General features: G+C 63.0%; 28 protein-coding genes. All 28 read left to right on the plus strand.

Annotation, left to right across the window (positions count from 1 at the left end; genetic code table 11):
• Positions 1-482 precede the first annotated feature (482 nt).
• Positions 483-893, plus strand: a complete 411-nt coding sequence (gene rpsL, locus llg_RS09685) for a 30S ribosomal protein S12 (RefSeq protein WP_338289665.1) — start codon at positions 483-485, stop codon at positions 891-893.
• 40 nt (positions 894-933) lie between these two features.
• Entirely contained in the window at positions 934-1407 is a 474-nt protein-coding gene (gene rpsG, locus llg_RS09690; RefSeq protein ID WP_338289666.1) for a 30S ribosomal protein S7, read from the plus strand.
• Between the two features lie 57 nt (positions 1408-1464).
• The gene (fusA, locus tag llg_RS09695; RefSeq protein WP_338289668.1) at positions 1465-3627 is read left to right on the plus strand and encodes an elongation factor G; all 2163 of its coding nucleotides are present in this window, start codon (positions 1465-1467) and stop codon (positions 3625-3627) included.
• 32 nt (positions 3628-3659) lie between these two features.
• Complete coding sequence (gene rpsJ, locus llg_RS09700) at positions 3660-3968, plus strand: 30S ribosomal protein S10 (protein ID WP_211631202.1); 309 nt, start codon at positions 3660-3662, stop codon at positions 3966-3968.
• Between the two features lie 55 nt (positions 3969-4023).
• Entirely contained in the window at positions 4024-4659 is a 636-nt protein-coding gene (gene rplC / locus llg_RS09705) for a 50S ribosomal protein L3 (protein WP_338289670.1), read from the plus strand.
• 39 nt (positions 4660-4698) lie between these two features.
• Positions 4699-5307 carry a 50S ribosomal protein L4 gene (gene rplD / locus llg_RS09710; protein ID WP_338289671.1) on the plus strand — a complete coding sequence of 203 codons (609 nt, stop codon included), beginning with the start codon at positions 4699-4701 and terminating at the stop codon, positions 5305-5307.
• Between the two features lie 23 nt (positions 5308-5330).
• Positions 5331-5615, plus strand: a complete 285-nt coding sequence (rplW, locus tag llg_RS09715; protein WP_338289672.1) for a 50S ribosomal protein L23 — start codon at positions 5331-5333, stop codon at positions 5613-5615.
• Positions 5616-5659: 44 nt separating this feature from the next.
• A complete protein-coding gene (gene rplB, locus llg_RS09720; protein WP_338289673.1) occupies positions 5660-6502 on the plus strand; it encodes a 50S ribosomal protein L2 in 843 nt (280 codons plus the stop codon).
• A gap of 34 nt (positions 6503-6536) precedes the next feature.
• Positions 6537-6809, plus strand: coding sequence for a 30S ribosomal protein S19 (rpsS, locus tag llg_RS09725; protein WP_338289674.1), 273 nt, complete (start codon positions 6537-6539; stop codon positions 6807-6809).
• Positions 6810-6837: 28 nt separating this feature from the next.
• Positions 6838-7542, plus strand: coding sequence for a hypothetical protein (locus tag llg_RS09730; RefSeq protein ID WP_338289675.1), 705 nt, complete (start codon positions 6838-6840; stop codon positions 7540-7542).
• A gap of 32 nt (positions 7543-7574) precedes the next feature.
• Entirely contained in the window at positions 7575-8006 is a 432-nt protein-coding gene (rplV, locus tag llg_RS09735; RefSeq protein WP_338289676.1) for a 50S ribosomal protein L22, read from the plus strand.
• 36 nt (positions 8007-8042) lie between these two features.
• The gene (gene rpsC / locus llg_RS09740) at positions 8043-8792 is read left to right on the plus strand and encodes a 30S ribosomal protein S3 (protein WP_338289677.1); all 750 of its coding nucleotides are present in this window, start codon (positions 8043-8045) and stop codon (positions 8790-8792) included.
• A 58-nt stretch (positions 8793-8850) separates the two neighbouring features.
• Positions 8851-9270: a 50S ribosomal protein L16 gene (rplP, locus tag llg_RS09745; RefSeq protein ID WP_338289678.1), complete on the plus strand. Its 420-nt coding sequence runs from the start codon at positions 8851-8853 to the stop codon at positions 9268-9270.
• Positions 9271-9323: 53 nt separating this feature from the next.
• On the plus strand, positions 9324-9521 hold the full coding sequence (gene rpmC / locus llg_RS09750) for a 50S ribosomal protein L29 (RefSeq protein ID WP_338289679.1): 198 nt from the start codon (positions 9324-9326) through the stop codon (positions 9519-9521).
• Between the two features lie 32 nt (positions 9522-9553).
• Positions 9554-9826 (plus strand): 30S ribosomal protein S17, encoded by a 273-nt coding sequence (gene rpsQ, locus llg_RS09755; RefSeq protein ID WP_338289681.1) that lies wholly within the window; start codon positions 9554-9556, stop codon positions 9824-9826.
• A gap of 74 nt (positions 9827-9900) precedes the next feature.
• Positions 9901-10266: a 50S ribosomal protein L14 gene (gene rplN / locus llg_RS09760; protein WP_338289682.1), complete on the plus strand. Its 366-nt coding sequence runs from the start codon at positions 9901-9903 to the stop codon at positions 10264-10266.
• 26 nt (positions 10267-10292) lie between these two features.
• On the plus strand, positions 10293-10517 hold the full coding sequence (gene rplX / locus llg_RS09765) for a 50S ribosomal protein L24 (protein WP_338289683.1): 225 nt from the start codon (positions 10293-10295) through the stop codon (positions 10515-10517).
• Positions 10518-10577: 60 nt separating this feature from the next.
• Positions 10578-11153 carry a 50S ribosomal protein L5 gene (rplE, locus tag llg_RS09770; protein WP_338289684.1) on the plus strand — a complete coding sequence of 192 codons (576 nt, stop codon included), beginning with the start codon at positions 10578-10580 and terminating at the stop codon, positions 11151-11153.
• Between the two features lie 31 nt (positions 11154-11184).
• On the plus strand, positions 11185-11580 hold the full coding sequence (rpsH, locus tag llg_RS09775; RefSeq protein WP_338289685.1) for a 30S ribosomal protein S8: 396 nt from the start codon (positions 11185-11187) through the stop codon (positions 11578-11580).
• Positions 11581-11608: 28 nt separating this feature from the next.
• Positions 11609-12148, plus strand: a complete 540-nt coding sequence (gene rplF / locus llg_RS09780; protein WP_338289686.1) for a 50S ribosomal protein L6 — start codon at positions 11609-11611, stop codon at positions 12146-12148.
• A gap of 41 nt (positions 12149-12189) precedes the next feature.
• Positions 12190-12546 (plus strand): 50S ribosomal protein L18, encoded by a 357-nt coding sequence (rplR, locus tag llg_RS09785; protein ID WP_338289687.1) that lies wholly within the window; start codon positions 12190-12192, stop codon positions 12544-12546.
• A 17-nt stretch (positions 12547-12563) separates the two neighbouring features.
• On the plus strand, positions 12564-13253 hold the full coding sequence (gene rpsE, locus llg_RS09790) for a 30S ribosomal protein S5 (protein WP_345789194.1): 690 nt from the start codon (positions 12564-12566) through the stop codon (positions 13251-13253).
• A 32-nt stretch (positions 13254-13285) separates the two neighbouring features.
• Complete coding sequence (gene rplO / locus llg_RS09795) at positions 13286-13732, plus strand: 50S ribosomal protein L15 (protein WP_338289688.1); 447 nt, start codon at positions 13286-13288, stop codon at positions 13730-13732.
• A gap of 96 nt (positions 13733-13828) precedes the next feature.
• Positions 13829-15331: a preprotein translocase subunit SecY gene (gene secY, locus llg_RS09800; RefSeq protein WP_338289689.1), complete on the plus strand. Its 1503-nt coding sequence runs from the start codon at positions 13829-13831 to the stop codon at positions 15329-15331.
• Between the two features lie 9 nt (positions 15332-15340).
• Complete coding sequence (locus llg_RS09805; protein WP_338289690.1) at positions 15341-15991, plus strand: nucleoside monophosphate kinase; 651 nt, start codon at positions 15341-15343, stop codon at positions 15989-15991.
• A 43-nt stretch (positions 15992-16034) separates the two neighbouring features.
• A complete protein-coding gene (gene map, locus llg_RS09810) occupies positions 16035-16814 on the plus strand; it encodes a type I methionyl aminopeptidase (protein ID WP_338289691.1) in 780 nt (259 codons plus the stop codon).
• A gap of 28 nt (positions 16815-16842) precedes the next feature.
• Positions 16843-17700: a lysozyme inhibitor LprI family protein gene (locus llg_RS09815; RefSeq protein WP_338289692.1), complete on the plus strand. Its 858-nt coding sequence runs from the start codon at positions 16843-16845 to the stop codon at positions 17698-17700.
• 90 nt (positions 17701-17790) lie between these two features.
• Positions 17791-18342, plus strand: a complete 552-nt coding sequence (locus llg_RS09820) for a hypothetical protein (protein ID WP_338289693.1) — start codon at positions 17791-17793, stop codon at positions 18340-18342.
• Positions 18343-18357: the final 15 nt, after the last annotated feature.

Below are 18357 nucleotides of genomic sequence, written 5' to 3' on the forward strand. Positions count from 1 at the left end.
GCCTCACCGGGGATGCCCGCGATCCGGCGGGGCTTCCGTCCCGGATGGGGGAGTGGCGGTGGAATGGCCGATTTCAGGAAAAGAAGTCCGGAAGGCGGGGAGGGTATTTTCGAACTTCCGGAGGCCCCAGATCCGGCAATTTTTTAAGGGCAAGGTGGAAAAATGCGGCCGAATCGGGGTGTTCAAGGGCCGAATCGGGGCCCCCTTGCCGATTCATTTCATTCATTTGCAGAAAGTTGCGTGGTTGGTGTGGGGGTGTGCGATGAAGTGCAAATAATTTCAAAATAGGGCTTGTCAGATTCCGGCGGATCACTAGATTCGCCGCCCCGCATTGCGACCTGAGCGCCTCAAAACGACAGCTCGCCTACATGGGATCAATTTTATCGGGTGCAGCTCCGGATAACAGGCTCCTGCGAGGATTCTCGCCGGCGCTCTGGTTTGCACTCGAAGCACGATGCAAATCCAGAACCACGCAGGATAACATGCCGACCATCAATCAGCTCGTTCGCAAAGGGCGCCTCACTCCGGCTGAAAAGTCGAAGTCGCCAGCTTTGGTGAACTGCCCTCAGCGCCGCGGTGTCTGCCTTCAGGTGATGACCCGCACGCCGAAGAAGCCGAACTCCGCGCTTCGTAAAGTGGCCAAGGTTCGCCTGACGAACGGCTACGAAGTCATCGCCTACATCGGTGGTGAAGGGCACAACCTCCAGGAGCACTCCATCGTCCTCGTCCGCGGTGGACGTGTGAAGGACCTTCCGGGTGTCCGCTACCACATCGTTCGTGGTTCCCTCGATACCCTCGGTGTCGACAAGCGCCGTCAGTCCCGTTCCAAGTACGGTGCCAAGCGTCCGAAGCCGGGCCAGGCCGCCGCTCCTGCCAAGGGCAAGAAGAAGTAAGCCTTCTTTCATCCGACTTTAACACCAACCACTTCCCGCCATGCCCCGCCGCAAGCGAGTTTTCACCAAGCCGGACCGTAGCGATCCGCGTTACGCCAGCCCCCTCGTCGGTCACCTCATCAGCAAGGTCATGCACGACGGCAAGCGCTCGCTTGCCCAGCGCATCGTCTACGCCGCGATCGACAAGGCCAACGAGGGTGTCGACACCGTCGACCCGCTCGAAGTCATCACCCGCGCGATCGAGAACGCCAAGCCGCGCGTCGAAGTGAAGTCCCGCCGCGTCGGTGGTGCCACCTACCAGGTGCCGCTCGAAGTTGCCGCCGACCGTTCCGAGTCGCTGGCGATGCGCTGGATCTGCACCTACGCCCGCAATCGCAAGGGCACCCCGATGCACGTCGCTCTCGCCAACGAGATCAAGGACGCCGCCAACAACCAGGGCAACGCCGTTCGCAAGCGCGACGACGTCCACAAGATGGCCCAGGCCAACCGCGCCTTCGCCCACTTCCGCTGGTAATCACAGCTTCGCAGACGCTCCAGGAAACTCCAACGCCCGCCGGTCTCCGGCAAGACGATGTCCGCCAACCCCAACAGTCCAAACCGCCAGTATACGCTGGAGCGCACCCGAAACATCGGGATTGCCGCTCACATCGATGCTGGCAAGACGACGTTGACGGAGCGGATCTTGTTCTACACGGGCATGATCCACAAGATCGGTGAGGTGCACGATGGTGCCGCCACCACCGACTGGATGGAGCAGGAGCGCGAGCGCGGCATCACCATCACCTCCGCCGCTGTCACCACCGAATGGTGGCAGCGCAACGAGGACGGTGTGATCAAGCTCTTCCCTGAGCTCAAGCAGCGCATCAACATCATCGACACCCCCGGCCACGTGGACTTCACGGCCGAGGTGGAGCGCTCGCTCCGCGTGCTCGATGGCGCGATCGTCGTGTTCTGCGGCGTCGCGGGCGTCCAGCCCCAGACCGAAACCGTCTGGCGCCAGGCCACCAAGTATCACGTTCCGCGGATCGTGTTCGTCAACAAGATGGACCGCACCGGCGCGAACTTCCAGAACGTCTTCAACGAGGTGAAGGAGAAGCTCGGTGCCCACGCGGCCCGCATCCTGATCCCGATCGGTGCCGAGGATCACCTCGTCGGCCAGATCGACGTCGTGAACCAGAAGGCCATCTTCTATTCCGACAACGATAAGTTCGGCTCCACCTACGAGGTGCGCGATCTTGACGACGACCAGAAGGTCGTCGCCGAAGAGGCTTACGCGGAACTTGTCAACGCCGTCGCCGATGTGGACGACGAGCTCGGTGAGAAGATCCTCATGGAGGAAGCCTTCACCAAGGCCGACCTCAAGGCTGCCATCCGCCGCGCCACGATCGCCAACAAGCTGATCCCGGTCGCAGGTGGTTCCGCTTTCAAGAACAAGGGCGTCCAGTATCTCCTCGATGCCGTTGTCGACTACCTCCCGAGCCCGCTCGACCTGCCGCCGGCGGTCGGCATGGATCCGGACGACCACGATCGCCACATCGAGGTCATCACCTCCGACAACGAGAAGTTCGTTTCGCTCGCTTTCAAGCTCTGGGCGGACAAGTTCGTCGGAAAGCTCGTTTTCTTCCGCGTCTATTCCGGCTCGATCAAGAAGGGCGACACGGTTTACAACCCGCGCACCCGTCGCTCCGAGCGTGTCGGCCGCTTGATCCGCATCCAGTCCAACGAGCACAAGGACGTGGATGTCTGTTACTCCGGTGACATCGCCGCCATGGTCGGCATCAAGAACGTCACCACCGGCGACACTCTCGCCGCCGAAGACCACGACGTGGTCCTCGAACCCCCCACTTTCCCGGAACCGGTCATCTCGATGGCCGTCGAACCGAAAACCAAGGCCGACCAGGAGAAGCTGGCGCTTGCCTTGGGCCGCCTCTCCGAAGAAGACCCGACTTTCATGGTCAAGACGGACGAGGAGACCGGCCAGACCATCATCGCCGGTATGGGCGAACTCCACCTGGAGATCATCGTGGACCGCCTGAAGCGCGAGTTCAAGGTGGAGGCCAACACCGGTGCCCCGCAGATCGCTTACCGCGAGACCATCACCAAGGGTGCCCTGGGTGACGGCAAGCTCGTCAAGCAGTCCGGTGGCCGCGGCCAATACGGCCACGTGCGCATCGAGATGCGCCCGAACGAAAAGGGCAAGGGCCTCACGATCGAAAACAAGGTCGTGGGTGGCGAAATCCCGAAAGAATACATCAACGCCGTCTACAAGGGCGTGAACGAGTCGATGACCAATGGCATCATCGCCGGCTATCCGGTGATCGACGTCCACGTGGACATCCTCGGTGGTTCCTACCACGACGTGGACTCGAACGAAAACGCGTTCACGATGGCCGCCATCTTCGCGATGAAGGATGGCTTCAAGAAGGCCAAACCGATTCTCCTCGAGCCGATCATGGCCGTGGAAGTCTCCACTCCGGACGACTACCAGGGCGACGTGATGGGCGATCTCAACCGCCGCCGCGGTCAGATCCAGAACATGGAAACGAAGGGCCGGCTGGCCGTGATCCACGCCAATGTCCCCCTCAAGGAAATGTTCGGATACTCGACCGACGTGCGCACCATCTCCTCCGGCCGCGCCTCGTATTCGATGACCCCATCGCACTTCGAGCAGGTCCCCAACAACATCGTCGACCAAATCGTCAGCGAACGCACGGGCTACTCGAGCCGCGACTGATCCACTCTCAAGCACCAACCCCTTCACACGTCATGGACAACCAGAAAATCCGCATCCGCCTGCGCGCTTTCGATCACCGCGCGATCGACCGCTCGGCCCAGGAAATCGTGGAAACCGCCAAACGCACCGGTGCCAAGGTGGCTGGCCCGATCCCGCTTCCGACCCGCATCGAGAAGTTCAGCGTGAACCGCTCCGTCCACGTCAACAAGAAGTCGGCCGAGCAGTTCGAGATCCGCACCCACAAGCGCCTCCTCGACATCGTGGACCCGACCGCCCGCACGGTGGACGAGCTCAAGAAGCTCAACCTTCCGGCCGGTGTCGACATCACCATCCGCATCTGAGTTGCCGTCCGGGTATCTCAAGTCTCCAATTTCAAATTTCACATTCTTCCACGCCATGTCTCTCGGACTCCTCGGCAAAAAAATCGGTATGACCCGCCTTTTCGACGAAAAGGCGCAGAGCATGATCCCCGTGACCGTCATCGACGTGTCCGGCAACACGGTGCTCCAGGTCAAGACTCCTGAAAAGGACGGCTACACCGCCGTTCAGGTCGGCTACGGCGACCAGAAGGAGCAGCGCGTCTCCAAGCCGGATCTCGGCCGCTTCAAGAAGGCCGGCTCCACGCCGAAGCGCTTCGTCAAGGAGTTCCGTTTCGCCGCTGGCGAGACTGCTCCGGAAACCCACCCGGGTGTTGAGCTGTTCGCCGCCGGCCAGTGGGTCGACGTGATCGGCACGAACAAGGGCAAGGGCTTCCAGGGGGCCGTCAAGCGCCACGGATTCGGTGGTCTCAAGATGACCCACGGCTCCATGATGCACCGCCGGACCGGCGCCATCGGCTGCCGCTCCACTCCGGGCCGCGTCTGGAAGAACCAGAAGATGCCGGGACACATGGGTGACGTGAAGAGCACCGTCCAGAACCTCAAGATCGTGGCGGTCCGTCCGGAAGACGGCGTCATCCTCATCTCCGGTGCGATCCCGGGCGCGAAGGGCAACTACGTGACCGTCCGCGCTGCCAAGAAGAAGTCCGCCTGATTCCGGGCCCAACGCAGAACCCCGTAACTGATTCCAGCCATGCCCGCGAAATCCTTCACCGCTGAAGACGCGCAAGCCGCCAATGTCGTCCTCGTCGAGGCCGACCGTGGTTCCCAGGCCGTGCACGACCTCGTGACCGCCTACCGCGCGAACCGCCGCTCCGGTTCCGCCAACACCAAGACCCGTGGCGAAGTCCGCGGCAACAACAAGAAGATCTACAAGCAGAAGGGCACCGGTAACGCCCGCCACGGCGACAAGCGCGCCCCGATCTTCGTCGGTGGTGGCGTGGTCTTCGGCCCGCGTCCGCGCGATTACTCGAAGAAGGTTCCGAAGAACGTCCGCAAGCTCGCGCTGCGCCGCATCCTCGGTGACCTCGTCCGCAGCGAGTCGATCCACGCCGTGGACACCTTCTCGATCGCCGACGGCAAGACCAAGACCTTCGTCTCCACCGTGGAAGGCCTCGTCTCCCCGGGCAAGGTCCTGATCGTCTCGAACTCCTTCGACGACGCCACCTACCTCGCCGCCCGCAACGTCGTCTGGGCCCAGCTCGTCACCGCGCTGGAACTCAACGTCGAGCAGCTCATCCTCGCCGATTCCGTCCTCCTGGTTGGTGACGCCGTGGCGACCCTCGCCCAGCGCACCGCCTGAACCCCGGACCCACCCGCACGACCATGAAAGACATTTACCAGGTCATCAAGAACGTCCACCTCAGCGAGAAGGCCACCCTTCTGCAGGAGACCAACAACGAGATCACCCTCCAGGTCGACCGCAAGGCGAACAAGCTCGAGATCAAGCGTGCCGTGGAGCAGCTCTTCGGCAAGAAGGTCGAAGGCGTCCGCACCGCCAACGTCACCGGCAAGCTGAAGCGCCAGCGCCGCGCCGACGCCGGCCGCACCGCCCACTGGAAGAAAGCCGTCGTCCGCCTCAAGCAAGGCGAATCGCTCGACCTCGTCTGATCGAGAGTCACTTACCCGCGAAAACTCGAAACTGAACGCGAGTCATGCCCCTTCACAATCTCAAGCCCGTCACGCCGTCCGCGCGTTACATGTCGCTTCCTTCCTTCGAGGAGGTCACCAAGACCAAGCCGGAGAAGAGCCTGCTCGAGCCGATCAAGCGCTCCGGCGGCCGTAACAACACCGGCCGCATCACCTGCCGCCACATCGGCGGTGGCCACAAGCGCCACTACCGCCTGGTCGACTTCAAGCGCCGCAAGTTCGACGTGCCGGCGACCGTGGTTGGCATCGAATACGATCCGAACCGCACCTGCCGCATCGCCCTGATCCAGTATCAGGACGGTCAGAAGTCCTACATCCTCGCCCCGGCCGGCCTCGAAACCGGTGCCACCGTGGTGGCCGGCGAGAAGGTCGCCCCGAAGGTCGGCAACGCCATGCCGCTCAAGAACGTCCCGCTCGGCACCTCGATCCACAACATCGAGCTGACCCCGGGTGGCGGTGGCAAGGTCGCCCGCGCCGCCGGCCAGCAGGCCGTGCTTTCCAACCGCGAAGGCGGCTGGGCCCTCATCAAGATGCCGTCCGGTGAAATCCGCCGCTTCAACGAAGAGTGCCTCTGCACCATCGGCGTTGTCGGCAACCGCGACCACATGAACGAGTCCTCGGGCAAGGCCGGCCGCACCCGCTGGCTCGGCGTCCGTCCGACCGTCCGCGGTATGACGATGAACCCGGTCGACCACCCGAACGGTGGTGGTGAAGGCCGCTCGAAGTCCGGTGGTGGCCGCCAGCACCTCCTCAGCCCGTGGGGTCACGCCAAGGGCCAGAAGACGCGCAAGAAGAAGAAGCCGACCAACGCCTTCATCGTCGAATCCCGCCACAAGGCGAAGCGCTAATCCGCCCTAGCATCCATCCGAACTTTACGACGTCATGCCACGCTCGCTCAAAAAAGGTCCGTTCGTTGACCAGAAGCTTCTCGAGAAGATCGACGCCGTCGCCGCCGCTGGCGACGACCGCAAGCCGATCAAGACCTGGAGCCGCAAGTCGATGATCACCCCCGACTTCGTCAGCCACAACTTCCTCGTTCACAACGGCAAGACCTTCGTCCCCGTCTACGTGACCGAAAACATGGTGGGTCACAAGCTCGGTGAATTCGCGCCGACCCGTATCTTCCGTGCCCACGGCGGCATCGGTAAGAAGTAATTCCGCCTAACCGCTCCCGCCGCCACCCATGGTCTCCTGTCTCCAACCACGCAGCCTCGCCGCGGTCCTCGGACTGCTCGGCACCGGGGCCTCGTGCCAGGGACAGGAGGACGCCCGGGTGGCGATGCTGGAGCAACGGGTCTCGGCGCTCCAGAAGAGCCTCACCGAGTCCAACCAGAACGAGAAGAAGGCTGTCGAGCAGCTCAACCAGGTCCGCGAGCGTCTCGAGGCCCTGGGCAAGAACCTGCTCGGCGGTGGCGACGACCGCCTGATCCAGGCCGCCGCCGACCTTCAGCTCGCGAACGAACGCCTCAAGGCCCTGCAGGACGCGTCCGGCCACCTTGCGGCTTCGATCAACGACTATCTCCGCCAGGCCGTGGTTTCCGACCCGGAAGCCCGGCTTCGTGTGGAAACTTCTCTACGCGAGCTTGACGTACAGCTTGGTTTCAAGGACAAGCCCCGCCCCGCACTCCGGACGGGCAGTCTCCAGCAGGCCAACATCGTCAGCATTGACCAGAAAAGCGGCCTGCTTGTCCTGAATGTCGGAGAAGCCCAAGGGGCCCGGATCGGCATGAGCTTCGTGCTCGTCCGCTCCAACCAGCCCTACGGAAAAGCCATCATCGCCGACCTTCGCAAGGATGTCTGCGGTGCGTTCGTCGAGCGCCTCGACCGCCCCTCAGAAACTGCCCGGCTTGGCGACTCCGCCACTCTCGAGACCCAACCAAATCGTTAATTTTTTCCCGAACCATCCACCTTTCACGACCGATGGAAGTCAAGAGCACCACCAAATACGTCCGTCTCTCGCCGAAGAAGGCGCGCGACGTCGCACGCGAAATCCAAGGCCTCCCTGTCTCGAGCGCCCTTGATATCCTGACCTTCACCCCGAAGAAGGCCGCGCACCTGATCGGCAAGACGCTCAAGACCGCCATCGCGGACGCCGAGCACAACTTCTCGCTCGATACCAGCACGCTGGTCGTGAAGGAAGCCGTCATCGGCATCGGCCCGGCGATCAAGCGCTTCAAGCCGCGCGCCAAGGGATCCGCCGGTGGCATCCGCAAGCCCACCAGCCACATCTTCATCACCCTCGTGGGCTCCGCCCCGGAGAAGAAGACCCGCGCCCCGCGCAAGACCGCTGCCAAGAAGGCTGACAAGCCGGCCGCCACCACCGAGGAAACCGCTGCCGAAGAGCAGGCCTGATCCGCACTCCCCGCAACCTTTCAACTAGCACCGACCATGGGCCAGAAAGTCAATCCGATCGCCTTCCGTCTCGCCGTCTCCAAGGACTGGCGCTCCAAGTGGTTCGCCACTGGCAAGGATTACACCACCAAGCTTCACGAGGACCTCTCGATCCGCAACTACCTCAAGAAGCGCCTCCAGAGCGCCGCTCTCGCGAAGGTCGTGATCGAGCGCGCCTGGAACAGCGTCCGCGTCACCCTCCACACCTCCCGCCCCGGCCTGATCATCGGCCGCCAGGGACGTGACATCGAGATCATGACCCGCGACCTCAACGCGCTCTGCAACGGTGCCCAGGTCAAGATCGACATCCTCGAGATCCGCAAGCCGGAGCTCGACGCCCAGCTCGTCGCCGAGAACGTGGCCGTCCAGCTTGAGCGCCGCATTAGCTTCCGCCGCGCCATGAAGCGCGCGATCCAGACCGCCATGGACTTCGGCGCGGAAGGCATCCGCCTCCGCTGCGCCGGCCGCCTCGGTGGCGCCGACATCGCCCGCTCCGAGTGGTACCGCGAAGGCAAGGTGCCGCTTCAGACGCTCCGCGTGCCGCTCGACTACGGCTTCGCCGAAGCCCGCACCCTTTACGGTGTGATCGGCGTCAAGTGCTGGGTGAACAAGAAGGAAGAGGAGAACCGTCCTTCCCAGGGACGCGGCGAGCGCGGTGAGCGCGGCGACCGTGGCCCCCGTGAACCACGTGGCGACCGCGGTCCGCGCGGTGACCGTGGCGACCGCCGCCCGCGTAACAACGGATAATCCGATCCGACCCCTAATTTTTTCCCGCAACCCGAACTTTTCCAAGGAGGACTGAGCCATGCCATTGATGCCCAAACGAACCAAGTTCCGCAAGAGCCACCGCGGCAGCCGATCCGGCAACGCGACCAGCGGAACGACCGTCGCGTTCGGCGATTTCGGTCTGCAGACCGTTGATCGCGGCTGGATGACCAACCGCCAGATCGAAGCCTGCCGTATCGCCATCAACCGTTTCCTGAAGCGTAAAGGCAAGGTCTGGATCCGTATCTTCCCGCACAAGTCGGTGACCGCCCGTCCGCCGGAAACCCGAATGGGTAAGGGCAAGGGCTCCGTCGAGTTCTGGGTGGCCGTGATCCGTCCCGGCAACATGCTCTTCGAAGTCGCCGGTGTGCCGGAATCCCAGGCCCGCGAGGCCATGCGCCTGGCTTCCTACAAGCTCGGCATCCGCACCCGCTTCGTTGTCCGTAACCCGCACGCCTGACGCCAGCCGCGTTCCGTTGCGATCCACTGAAACCAATCAAGATCACCGTTTCCATGGCAACCAAGACCAAGGACATCAAGGAGCTCACCGTCGCCGAGCTCCAGAACCGCCTGCGCGAACTCAAGCAGGAGTCCCTCAACCTCCGTCTCCAGAAGGCCACCGGCCAGCTTGAGAATTCCGCCCGCATCCGCACCATCCGCCGCGAGTCCGCCCGCGTGCAGACGGCCCTTTCTGCCAAGCGCAACGCTTGATTCCGGAACGCAACGCACCACCTCCACTCACCATGAGCGAGACCACCACCACGGACTCCACCCCGCAGCTTCGCAAGACCCGCGTCGGCGTTGTCGTTTCCACGAAGATGGACAAGACCATCGTCGTCGAGCACGTCGCCCGCGTCCCGCACCCGAAGTTCAACAAGATCGTCAAGCGCTCCAAGAAGTACTACGTGCACGACGAGAAGGGTGAAGCCGCCATCGGCGACCGCGTCCGCATCGTCGAGACCCGCCCGCTGTCCAAACTGAAGCGCTGGAACCTCGAGAGCATCCTCTCGCACTGATCCAGTCACCTCGGTGACCGGACGTGCCGTCCGGATCATCCACCACTCCAGAAGCTCCTACTTTTCTTCCCGCCATGATCCAGATGGAAACCAAGCTGACGGTCGCCGACAACACCGGTGCCCGCAGCGCGAAAATGATCGGTGTGCTCGGCAAGCGCACCCGCATCGCCAATGTCGGCGACGTGATCACCGCCCACATCCGCGACTCGATCCCCACCGCTTCCGTGAAGAAGGGCAGCGTCGTGAAGGCCGTGATCGTCCGCACCGCCGCCCCGATCCGCCGTCCAGACGGTTCGGTGCTCCGCTTCGATGGCAACGCCATCGTGATCATCGACAAGGACAACAATCCGCGCGGCACCCGCATTTTCGGGCCTGTCGCCCGCGAACTGCGTGAAAAGCAGTTCATGAAGATTGTTTCGCTTGCACCGGAGGTCCTCTGAGTCCACTTCCAGCCCCGACAATTTCCATGAAGACTCACGTTAAGAAAGGCGACGAAGTCGAAATCATCGCCGGCAACCACAAGGGCAAGCGTGGCACGGTCCTGTCCGTGAACGCCGCCAAGGGCCAGGTCGTCGTCGAAGGCGGCCGCAAGGTCAAGAAGGCGACCCGCCGCTCCGAAAAGAATCCCGATGGTGGCCTGATCGAATCCGACGGCCCCGTTCATATCTCCAACGTCAAGAAACTGGGCTGAGACTCCGGTCTCCGCCCGCGCTTAAGCGTTACAAATACAAAGCGCTGACCCGCTGAAACAATGAGCACACCTAAGCTGCAACAGCACTACAAGGAAAAGGTCGTGCCGGCTCTCAAAGAGAAGCTCGGCTACGCCAACCCGCACCAGGTCCCACAACTCGAGAAGATCGTGGTGACCTCCTGCATGGGCAAGTCCCCGGACCGCAAGCTCGCCGTCGATGACGCCGTCACCGAAATCGGCAAGATCACCGGCCAGAAAGCCTCCATCTCCTTCTCGAAGAAGGCCGTCGCCAACTTCAAGCTCCGCGAGGGTGAAGCCCTCGGAGCCCGTGTCACCCTCCGTGGCACCCGCATGTGGGAGTTCCTGGACCGCTTCATCAACCTGACGGCCCCGAACATCCGCGACTTCCGCGGTATCCCGTCGAAGTCCTTCGACGGCAGGGGCAACTACGCCGTGGGTATCCCGGACCAGTCCATCTTCCCGGAAATCGAGATCGACCAGATCAAGCGCCAGATCGGTTTCGACCTGATCTTCGTGACGACCGCCAAGACCGACAACGAAGGCCGCGAGCTGCTCCGCGCGCTCGGCCTGCCGTTCCGCGACAACAAGAAGGCCGAAGAAGGCGCCGCTGCCTGAATCCAGAACACCTCAAGAAAGACCTGACATTATGGCAGTTCTCACCGACCCGATTTCCGATTTCCTGACCCGCCTCAAGAACGCTTGCCGCGCGGGCAACGAGGAATTCTCCGCTCCCCACTCCAAGATCAAGGCGGACATCGCCCGGATCCTCCAGGAGGAAGGCTACATCTGGAACTACGAAGTCGTCACCGGCGACCGCACCGAAATCAAGGTGAAGCCGAAGTTCATCGACGGCCGCCCGGTTCTCACCGACCTCAAGCGCGTTTCCAAGCCCGGCCGCCGCACTTACGTGGGCTCCGGTGAAATCCCGCGCGTCATGTCCGGCCTCGGCATCGCCATCCTTTCGACCTCGAAGGGCGTGGTGACCGGCGGCACCGCCAAGCGTCAAAACCTCGGCGGCGAACTCCTCGCCATCGTTTGGTAATCCTCCAACTTAGAAAGGAATCCATCCCATGTCACGAGTTGGCCTCAAGCCCATTTCGCTTCCCGAGAAGGTTGCCGTCAAAATCGACGGTGGCCAGGTGACCGTCGAAGGTCCCAAGGGCAAGCTGAGCTTCGCTCTTCCGGAAGGCATCGCGCTCACCACCGAGGACGGTGGTGTCACGGTGACCCGCGCCACTGATTCCCGCCAGCACAAGGCTCTCCACGGCACCGCCCGCAGCTTGATCAACAACATGATCATCGGCGTGTCGAAGGGCTTCGTCAAAGACCTCGAAATCCAGGGCGTCGGTCTCCGCGCCGCCGTCAAGGGTTCCGAAATCGACCTTTCGCTCGGCCGTTCCCACCCGCTTCTCCACCCGATCCCGTCCGGTCTCACCGTCACGGTGACGGACAACACCAAGATCAAGGTGGAAGGCATCGACAAGCAACTCGTCGGCCAGTTCGCCGCCGAGGTCCGCGGCTACTACCCGCCGGAGCCGTACAAGGGCAAGGGCGTCCGCTACGTCGGCGAATACGTCCGCCGCAAGGAAGGCAAGAGCGTCGGCAAATAACGCACGCAAGACGAAAGAAACCACGAACCGATCAACTGCAAATGAGCAAGATCAACCGCAAGGAAATCCGCCGTCGCGTGCACGCCCGCATCCGCAAGAAGGTTGCCGGCACGACCGAGCGCCCGCGCCTCGCCATCCATTACTCGAACCAGCACATCTACGCCCAGGTGATCGACGACACCGTCGGTCGCACCCTCGCCGCCGCGTCCACCATGGACAAGGAAGTGGAGAGCGCGTCCTCGAACGTCGCCTCCGCCCAGAAGGTGGGCAGCCTGATCGCCGAGCGCGCCAAGGCCGCCAACATCGGCACCGTGGTCTTCGACCGCGGTGGTCACCTCTACCACGGCAAGGTCAAGGCTCTCGCCGACGCGGCCCGTGAAGCCGGCCTCCAGTTCTAATCCCCAGACCGATCAACGTGAGCAACGACAATACTCAACCTCAAGCAGGCGCTCCCGCCCCCGGCGGTAACTTCCGTGGCGGCCAGCGTGGCGGTCCTGGTGGACAGCGTGGCGGTTTCGGCGGTGGCCCGGGCGGCCAGCGTGGCGGTTTCGGCGGTGGCCCTGGTGGCGACCGTGGCCGTGGCCGTGGCCCGCGCCGTGACGACCGTGCCCAGCAGGAGTCCGATGGACCCCAGCTTGCTGAAAAGGTCGTCTTCATCAACCGATGCGCCAAGGTCGTCAAGGGCGGCCGCCGCTTCAGCTTCTCCGCGCTCGTCGTTTCCGGCGACAAGGAAGGCAAAGTGGGTCTCGGTTTCGGCAAGGCCAAGGAAGTCGCCGACGCGATCAAGAAGGCCAGCGAGATCGCCAAGCGTTCGCTGAAGCCGATGAGCATCGTGGATGGCACCATCCCGCACGAAATCGTCGCCGAGTTCGGCGGCGGCAAGGTGCTCCTGAAGCCCGCCTCTCCGGGTACCGGCATCATCGCCGGTGGTGGCGTCCGCGCCGTCTGCGAAGCAGTCGGCATCCGTGACGTCCTCGCCAAGTCGATGGGCTCCTCCAACCACGCCAACGTGGTGCAGGCCACCCTGAAGGCTCTCTCCCAGCTCCGCACCCGCGATCAGGTCCTGTCCTCCCGCGGCAAGAAGAAAAAGGAAAAGGCCATCTGAGCCGGATTTCCCATCCCAACTTCCACTAGGAAATGAAACTTCACGAACTCAAGCCGAACAAAGGTGCCAAGCACCGGGTCAAGCGCCTCGGTTGCGGCGAAAGCTCCGGCCACGGCAAGACCTCGGGCAAGGGCAACAAGGGCCAGCGTGCCCGCTCCGGCGGCTCCGTCCGCGTGGGCTTCGAAGGCGGCCAGATGCCGATCCATCGTCGCCTTCCCAAGAAGGGCTTCAACAACTACGAATTCCGCGACGTCGTCGCGGTGGTGAACCTCAACGACCTCGAGGAGAACTTCGATGATGGCGCCGTCGTCACCGAGGAAGTCCTCCGCGCCGCGGGTTTCATCAACGGCCGTTATGACAAGGTGAAACTCCTTGGCACCGGCACTCTCACCAAGAAGCTCACCATCACCGTTTGCGCGGTGAGTGCTTCCGCCCGTGAGAAGGTTGAGAAGGCCGGTGGCACCGTCACGGTTGCCTGAGGCGTTCCCGCATCACATCCTGTTTCTCTCCGGTGAGGAAGCGCTTGCGCGCTTCCTCATCGTATTTATAAACCGCGCGTCCATTTTCCCCTGCCCATGATTTCTGCGTTTGCCAACACCTGGCGGATCCCCGAGCTCCGCGACCGCATCCTCTTCACGCTGGCGATGATCATCATCGTCCGTCTCGGCGTCCACATCACCCTTCCGGGGGTGGATGGCACCGTGATCAAGGCCTACATGGATGCGCAGAGCAAGGCGGACCCCTCGAACCCGGCCGGTGGCCTCAATGCCATGTTGGCGGTGTTCTCGGGTGGTGGCCTGCAACAGGCGGGCGTGTTCGCGCTCGGCATCATGCCTTACATTTCCGCCTCGATCATGATCCAGCTCATGACCGCGGTGGTGCCGAAGCTGGCCCGCCTGTCCCGTGAGGACGGCGGCCGCCAGAAGATCACCCAGTTCACCCGCTACATGACGATCGTCATCGCGCTGGTGCAGGGTTTCTTCGTGGCCCGCACGCTGACGCATCCGGCGTCAATGCCCTACCTGAGCGGCATTGAGAAATACGGCGTTCTGGTCCGCGACCAGTCCATGTTGTGGTACGCGCTGGTGACCGCCACGGTGGTGGCCGGCACCATGCTGCTGATGTGGATCGGCGACCAGATCACCGACCGCGGCATCGGCAACGGGACCTCGGTGATCATCACCGTGAACATCGTTTCCTCGCTGCCCGGCGCTCTGATCCAGGCATGGCACTTCTTCGTCACCGGCAAGGACGTGAGCCCCTTCAACTCGTGGAAGATGCTGCTCATGATCGTCATGCTGCTGGTGGTCATCGCGGGCACCATCGCCCTGACCCAGGCCCAGCGCCGCATCGCGGTGCAATACGCGAAGCGGGTTGTGGGCCGGAAGCAGTTCGGCGGCCAGACCCAGTATCTCCCGCTGAAGGTGAACTACGCGGGGGTGATGCCGATCATCTTCGCCACGGCGGTGCTTTCGCTGCCGCCGATGATGCTGAAGTGGATGTTCCCGACTCAGAAGTGGTCCCTCAAGATCTATGAGGCCCTGACCGGCGGTGGCACCTGGTACTACGTCCTCGGTGCGATCTTCATCTTCTTCTTCTCCTACTTCTGGGTGGCGACCATGTTCCAGCCGTCCCAGATCTCCGAAGACCTCAAGCGCAACGGTGGCTACGTCCCGGGCGTGCGCCCCGGCAAGCCGACGGCCGAGTTCCTCGACTTCACGATGACCCGCCTGACCTTCGCGGGGGCGATCTTCCTCACGTTGATCTTCATCCTGCCGGTGGTGGTGGGCGCGGTGGTGAACCTCCCGCCGAGCTCCCCGGTGCTGCACTTCTTCGGCGGCACCAGCCTGTTGATCCTCGTCGGCGTGGTGCTGGACGTGATGCGCCAGGTGGAAACCCACCTGATCCAGAAGCACTACGACGGCTTCCTTCGCAAGGGCAAGATCAAGGGTCGCTACGACCGCCTGGCCCAGACCGGTGCGGCTGCTTCCAAGGTGGCGCTGGTTTACCTGTGGACGGTAATCGCCGTGCTGGTGGTCTTCGGCACCGCTGTCTGGATCTACAACCGGGGTCACTGATCCAAGGTTATGCCCCTCCGTGTTGTGCTCCTCGGTCCTCCCGCCTCCGGGAAGGGGACCCAGGGGCGCAGGCTCGCCGAGGCCGCCGGAGTCGCTTACTTGAGCACCGGTGCGCTGCTGCGCGAGGCGGTGGAGGAGTTGACTCCGCTGGGCCTCCAGGCGAAGCCGATCCTCGACCGGGGCGGCTATCTGCCGGACGACCTGATGTGCGGTATTCTCGGCGAGTGGCTGGCTCGCCACCCCGATGGCTGGGTGCTCGACGGGTTTCCCCGCAGCGTTCCCCAGGCCGAATTCCTCGAGCGCTGGCTCGGCGACCACGATCAAGCCCTTGACCGGGTGATCGCCCTCGACGTGCCGATGGAGGAACTGCTCCACCGAATTCAGGCCCGGGTGGAGTGCCCCGAGTGCCGCTGGAGCGGCCAAGCGACGCAGGCTTCCGGCGACCGTTGCCCGGTGTGCGGTAGCACGGTTTCGCGCCGCGAGGACGACGATGAGGAGAACTTCCGCAGCCGTCACGCCGCCTACTCGCGCTACACGTTGCCGCTGGTGGATTTCTATGACCAGCGCGGCCTCCTGAGCCATCAAAACGCCACGGCTTCCGCCGACGAGGTGGCCGGAGTGATTCACCGTCTCTTTTTCCCTTCCGCAGTGTCCGGTTGAATTTCCGGGCGCTCGCCTCCATTCTTTTCCACGACCTTTTCCCATGGCCCGCCACAACCGCATTCCGATCAAGTCCGCCCGCGAAATCGACAAGATGCGCGAAGCAGGGCGAGCCGCCTCCGAGGTGCTTCAGGAGCTGGCGAAAGCGATCGAGCCTGGACGTACCACCGGTGAGATCGACAAACTGGCGGCCGATCTGATCGCGAAGCAGGACGGTCGTAGCGCTTTTCTTGGCTACCGTGGTTTCCCGGGCCAAACTTGCATCTCGGTGAACGAGGAGGTTGTTCATGGTATCGGTGGCGCACGCCGCATCCAACCGGGTGACATCGTCAAGATCGACGTAGGCGTCATCAAGGGCGGCTTCATCGGCGACAATGCCACCACCGTGATCGCCGGAGACGTCCCTGCGGAAACCAAGCGCCTGCTGGCCGCGACCGAGCAATCCCTTTACGAAGCGATCGCCTGGGCCCGCCCCGGCAAGCGCCTGTTCGACCTCTGCGGTGCGGTGGAGGATTACGTGAAGCCGCTGGGATTCACGGTGGTTCGTGAGTTCGTCGGTCATGGCGTGGGGCGAAATCTCCATGAGGAGCCCCAGGTCCCGAACTACCGCCCGAACGGCAAAAGTCCGATCCTGATGCCAGGCATGACTCTCGCCATCGAGCCAATGGTGAACGCCGGGCGTCCCGGCGTGCGCTACCTTGAGGACGGCTGGACGGTGATCACCGAGGATCGCTTGTTGTCCGCTCACTTTGAGCACACCGTGCTCATCACCGATGGTGAGCCGGAGATCCTCACTTGGCGTCCACGCGAGACCTTCGTGTGATTGGAATCAAAGCGGGCCACCTCAGGATGTGAAGGCATTCGCGTTGCTGCTGGTTTGTTTCGTGGTCGCCGGGGCCTCTCCGGTGAAGGCGCTTGAATGGCCGCTCAAATATGAGGTGGAGGAGGGCACCGTCTCGCCTGATGGCCGTTTTGGCATTATCGTTTTTCACGGGGAAATTTCGCCGGATGGTGAAATCGAGGGGCTGGACGAAGCCAATTATCTCGCCGACTTGAAAACGCGGCAGGTGGTGGGCAGGATCCGCGGGTCGTCTTACTTTTGGCCTCACAACCGGGTTTCCTTGAACGCGGTGTGGTCGCCGGATTCCTCCCGGTGCGTGGTTCTCTATCATCGCCGGTGGTGGTTCGAGGGCATTGAATTGCTGGAGATCGGGCCTTCGCGGATGAAACAGACCAATCTTCGGGGCGAGGTCAGGGACAGTTTGCTCAAGGCGGGCAAGGATCTCGAGGGAGGAGCAGTGGCCCACTTTGACGGGTGCCTCGTCCGGATAGGCTGTTTGGCGGACGACAATCCCAAGGCGTTCGAAGACCGTGAGACCCATCGCGTGTTTTTCACCGGAACATACGATTGCAAGGCCCGTGGCTGGCTTTCCGCCGATGTTCGACCGGTGACATTGAGTCAGTTCGATGCTCTGTTGGAAGTGGTGTCTTCATGGCAAACCGGTCCGGAAGAGCAGTCGTTCACGCCGGATCAACGGTTGAACGCGGTGTATCAGGCCCTGAGGGCGATCGGGCCCGTGCGGCGATTTTCCACGCTGAGGTCGCAGCAACGCGCATGGCTCGCCAGCGTGGGCCCCCCGGAGAAGAGGAGACGCGTCCAAGTGGAAGCCCGGATCGCGGCGCTGGAGAGGAGCCTTTGGACTCGTTGATTTCTCAACCGGGTACAGAGGTGTCCCATTGGAAACCGCCTGCCATTTCCCATTTGCCGGGGGGAGAGTGGGTCGTTAGACAAATGGCCCATGTCGATTTCAAATTGGATGTCCTGGGAGGGTGGTGTGGATCTGGTGGCCGTGACGGATCCGTCGCTGGCGATGCCGAACGTGATCGTGCATGTCGCCCGGGTGGTACACACGCCGGTGGGTTCCGCGCCGGCGGGCATGATCTTCTGGCAGCCGGATGCGAATGCCGCTCCGGTGGTGATGGGCTTCATCAGCCCGAACCCGGTGGTCGGCGCTTATTTCGGTCCGAAGATTTTCGCGGGCACGCCGTTCGAGCAGGCACCGGTTCTCGATGCCGAGATCACGGTGCGCGGCGAAGGGGACCAGGCGACCGCCCGTGTGGTGGTGGGCGGTCACGTGTTCGAAACCGCCCTCGGCGGGCTCGGTGAGGCGGAGCTCATCTCCCGTGACCCCGCTCCGACCGCGCCCTTCCATCAGCAGGGACTGGAGCGGGTGGCCGCGACGGCCACGCTGACGGTCGATGGCAACGAGGTGAATGTGATCGTCCCGCCGGTGGGCATTTCCGGCGGTCCGGCGGCGGTCTTCTCGCCGAACGGGCTCTACGCCCGCTGATTCGAAATTCCCGCG

It is taken from the genome of Luteolibacter sp. LG18 (assembly GCF_036322585.1).
Taxonomy (GTDB): Bacteria; Verrucomicrobiota; Verrucomicrobiia; order Verrucomicrobiales; family Akkermansiaceae; genus Luteolibacter.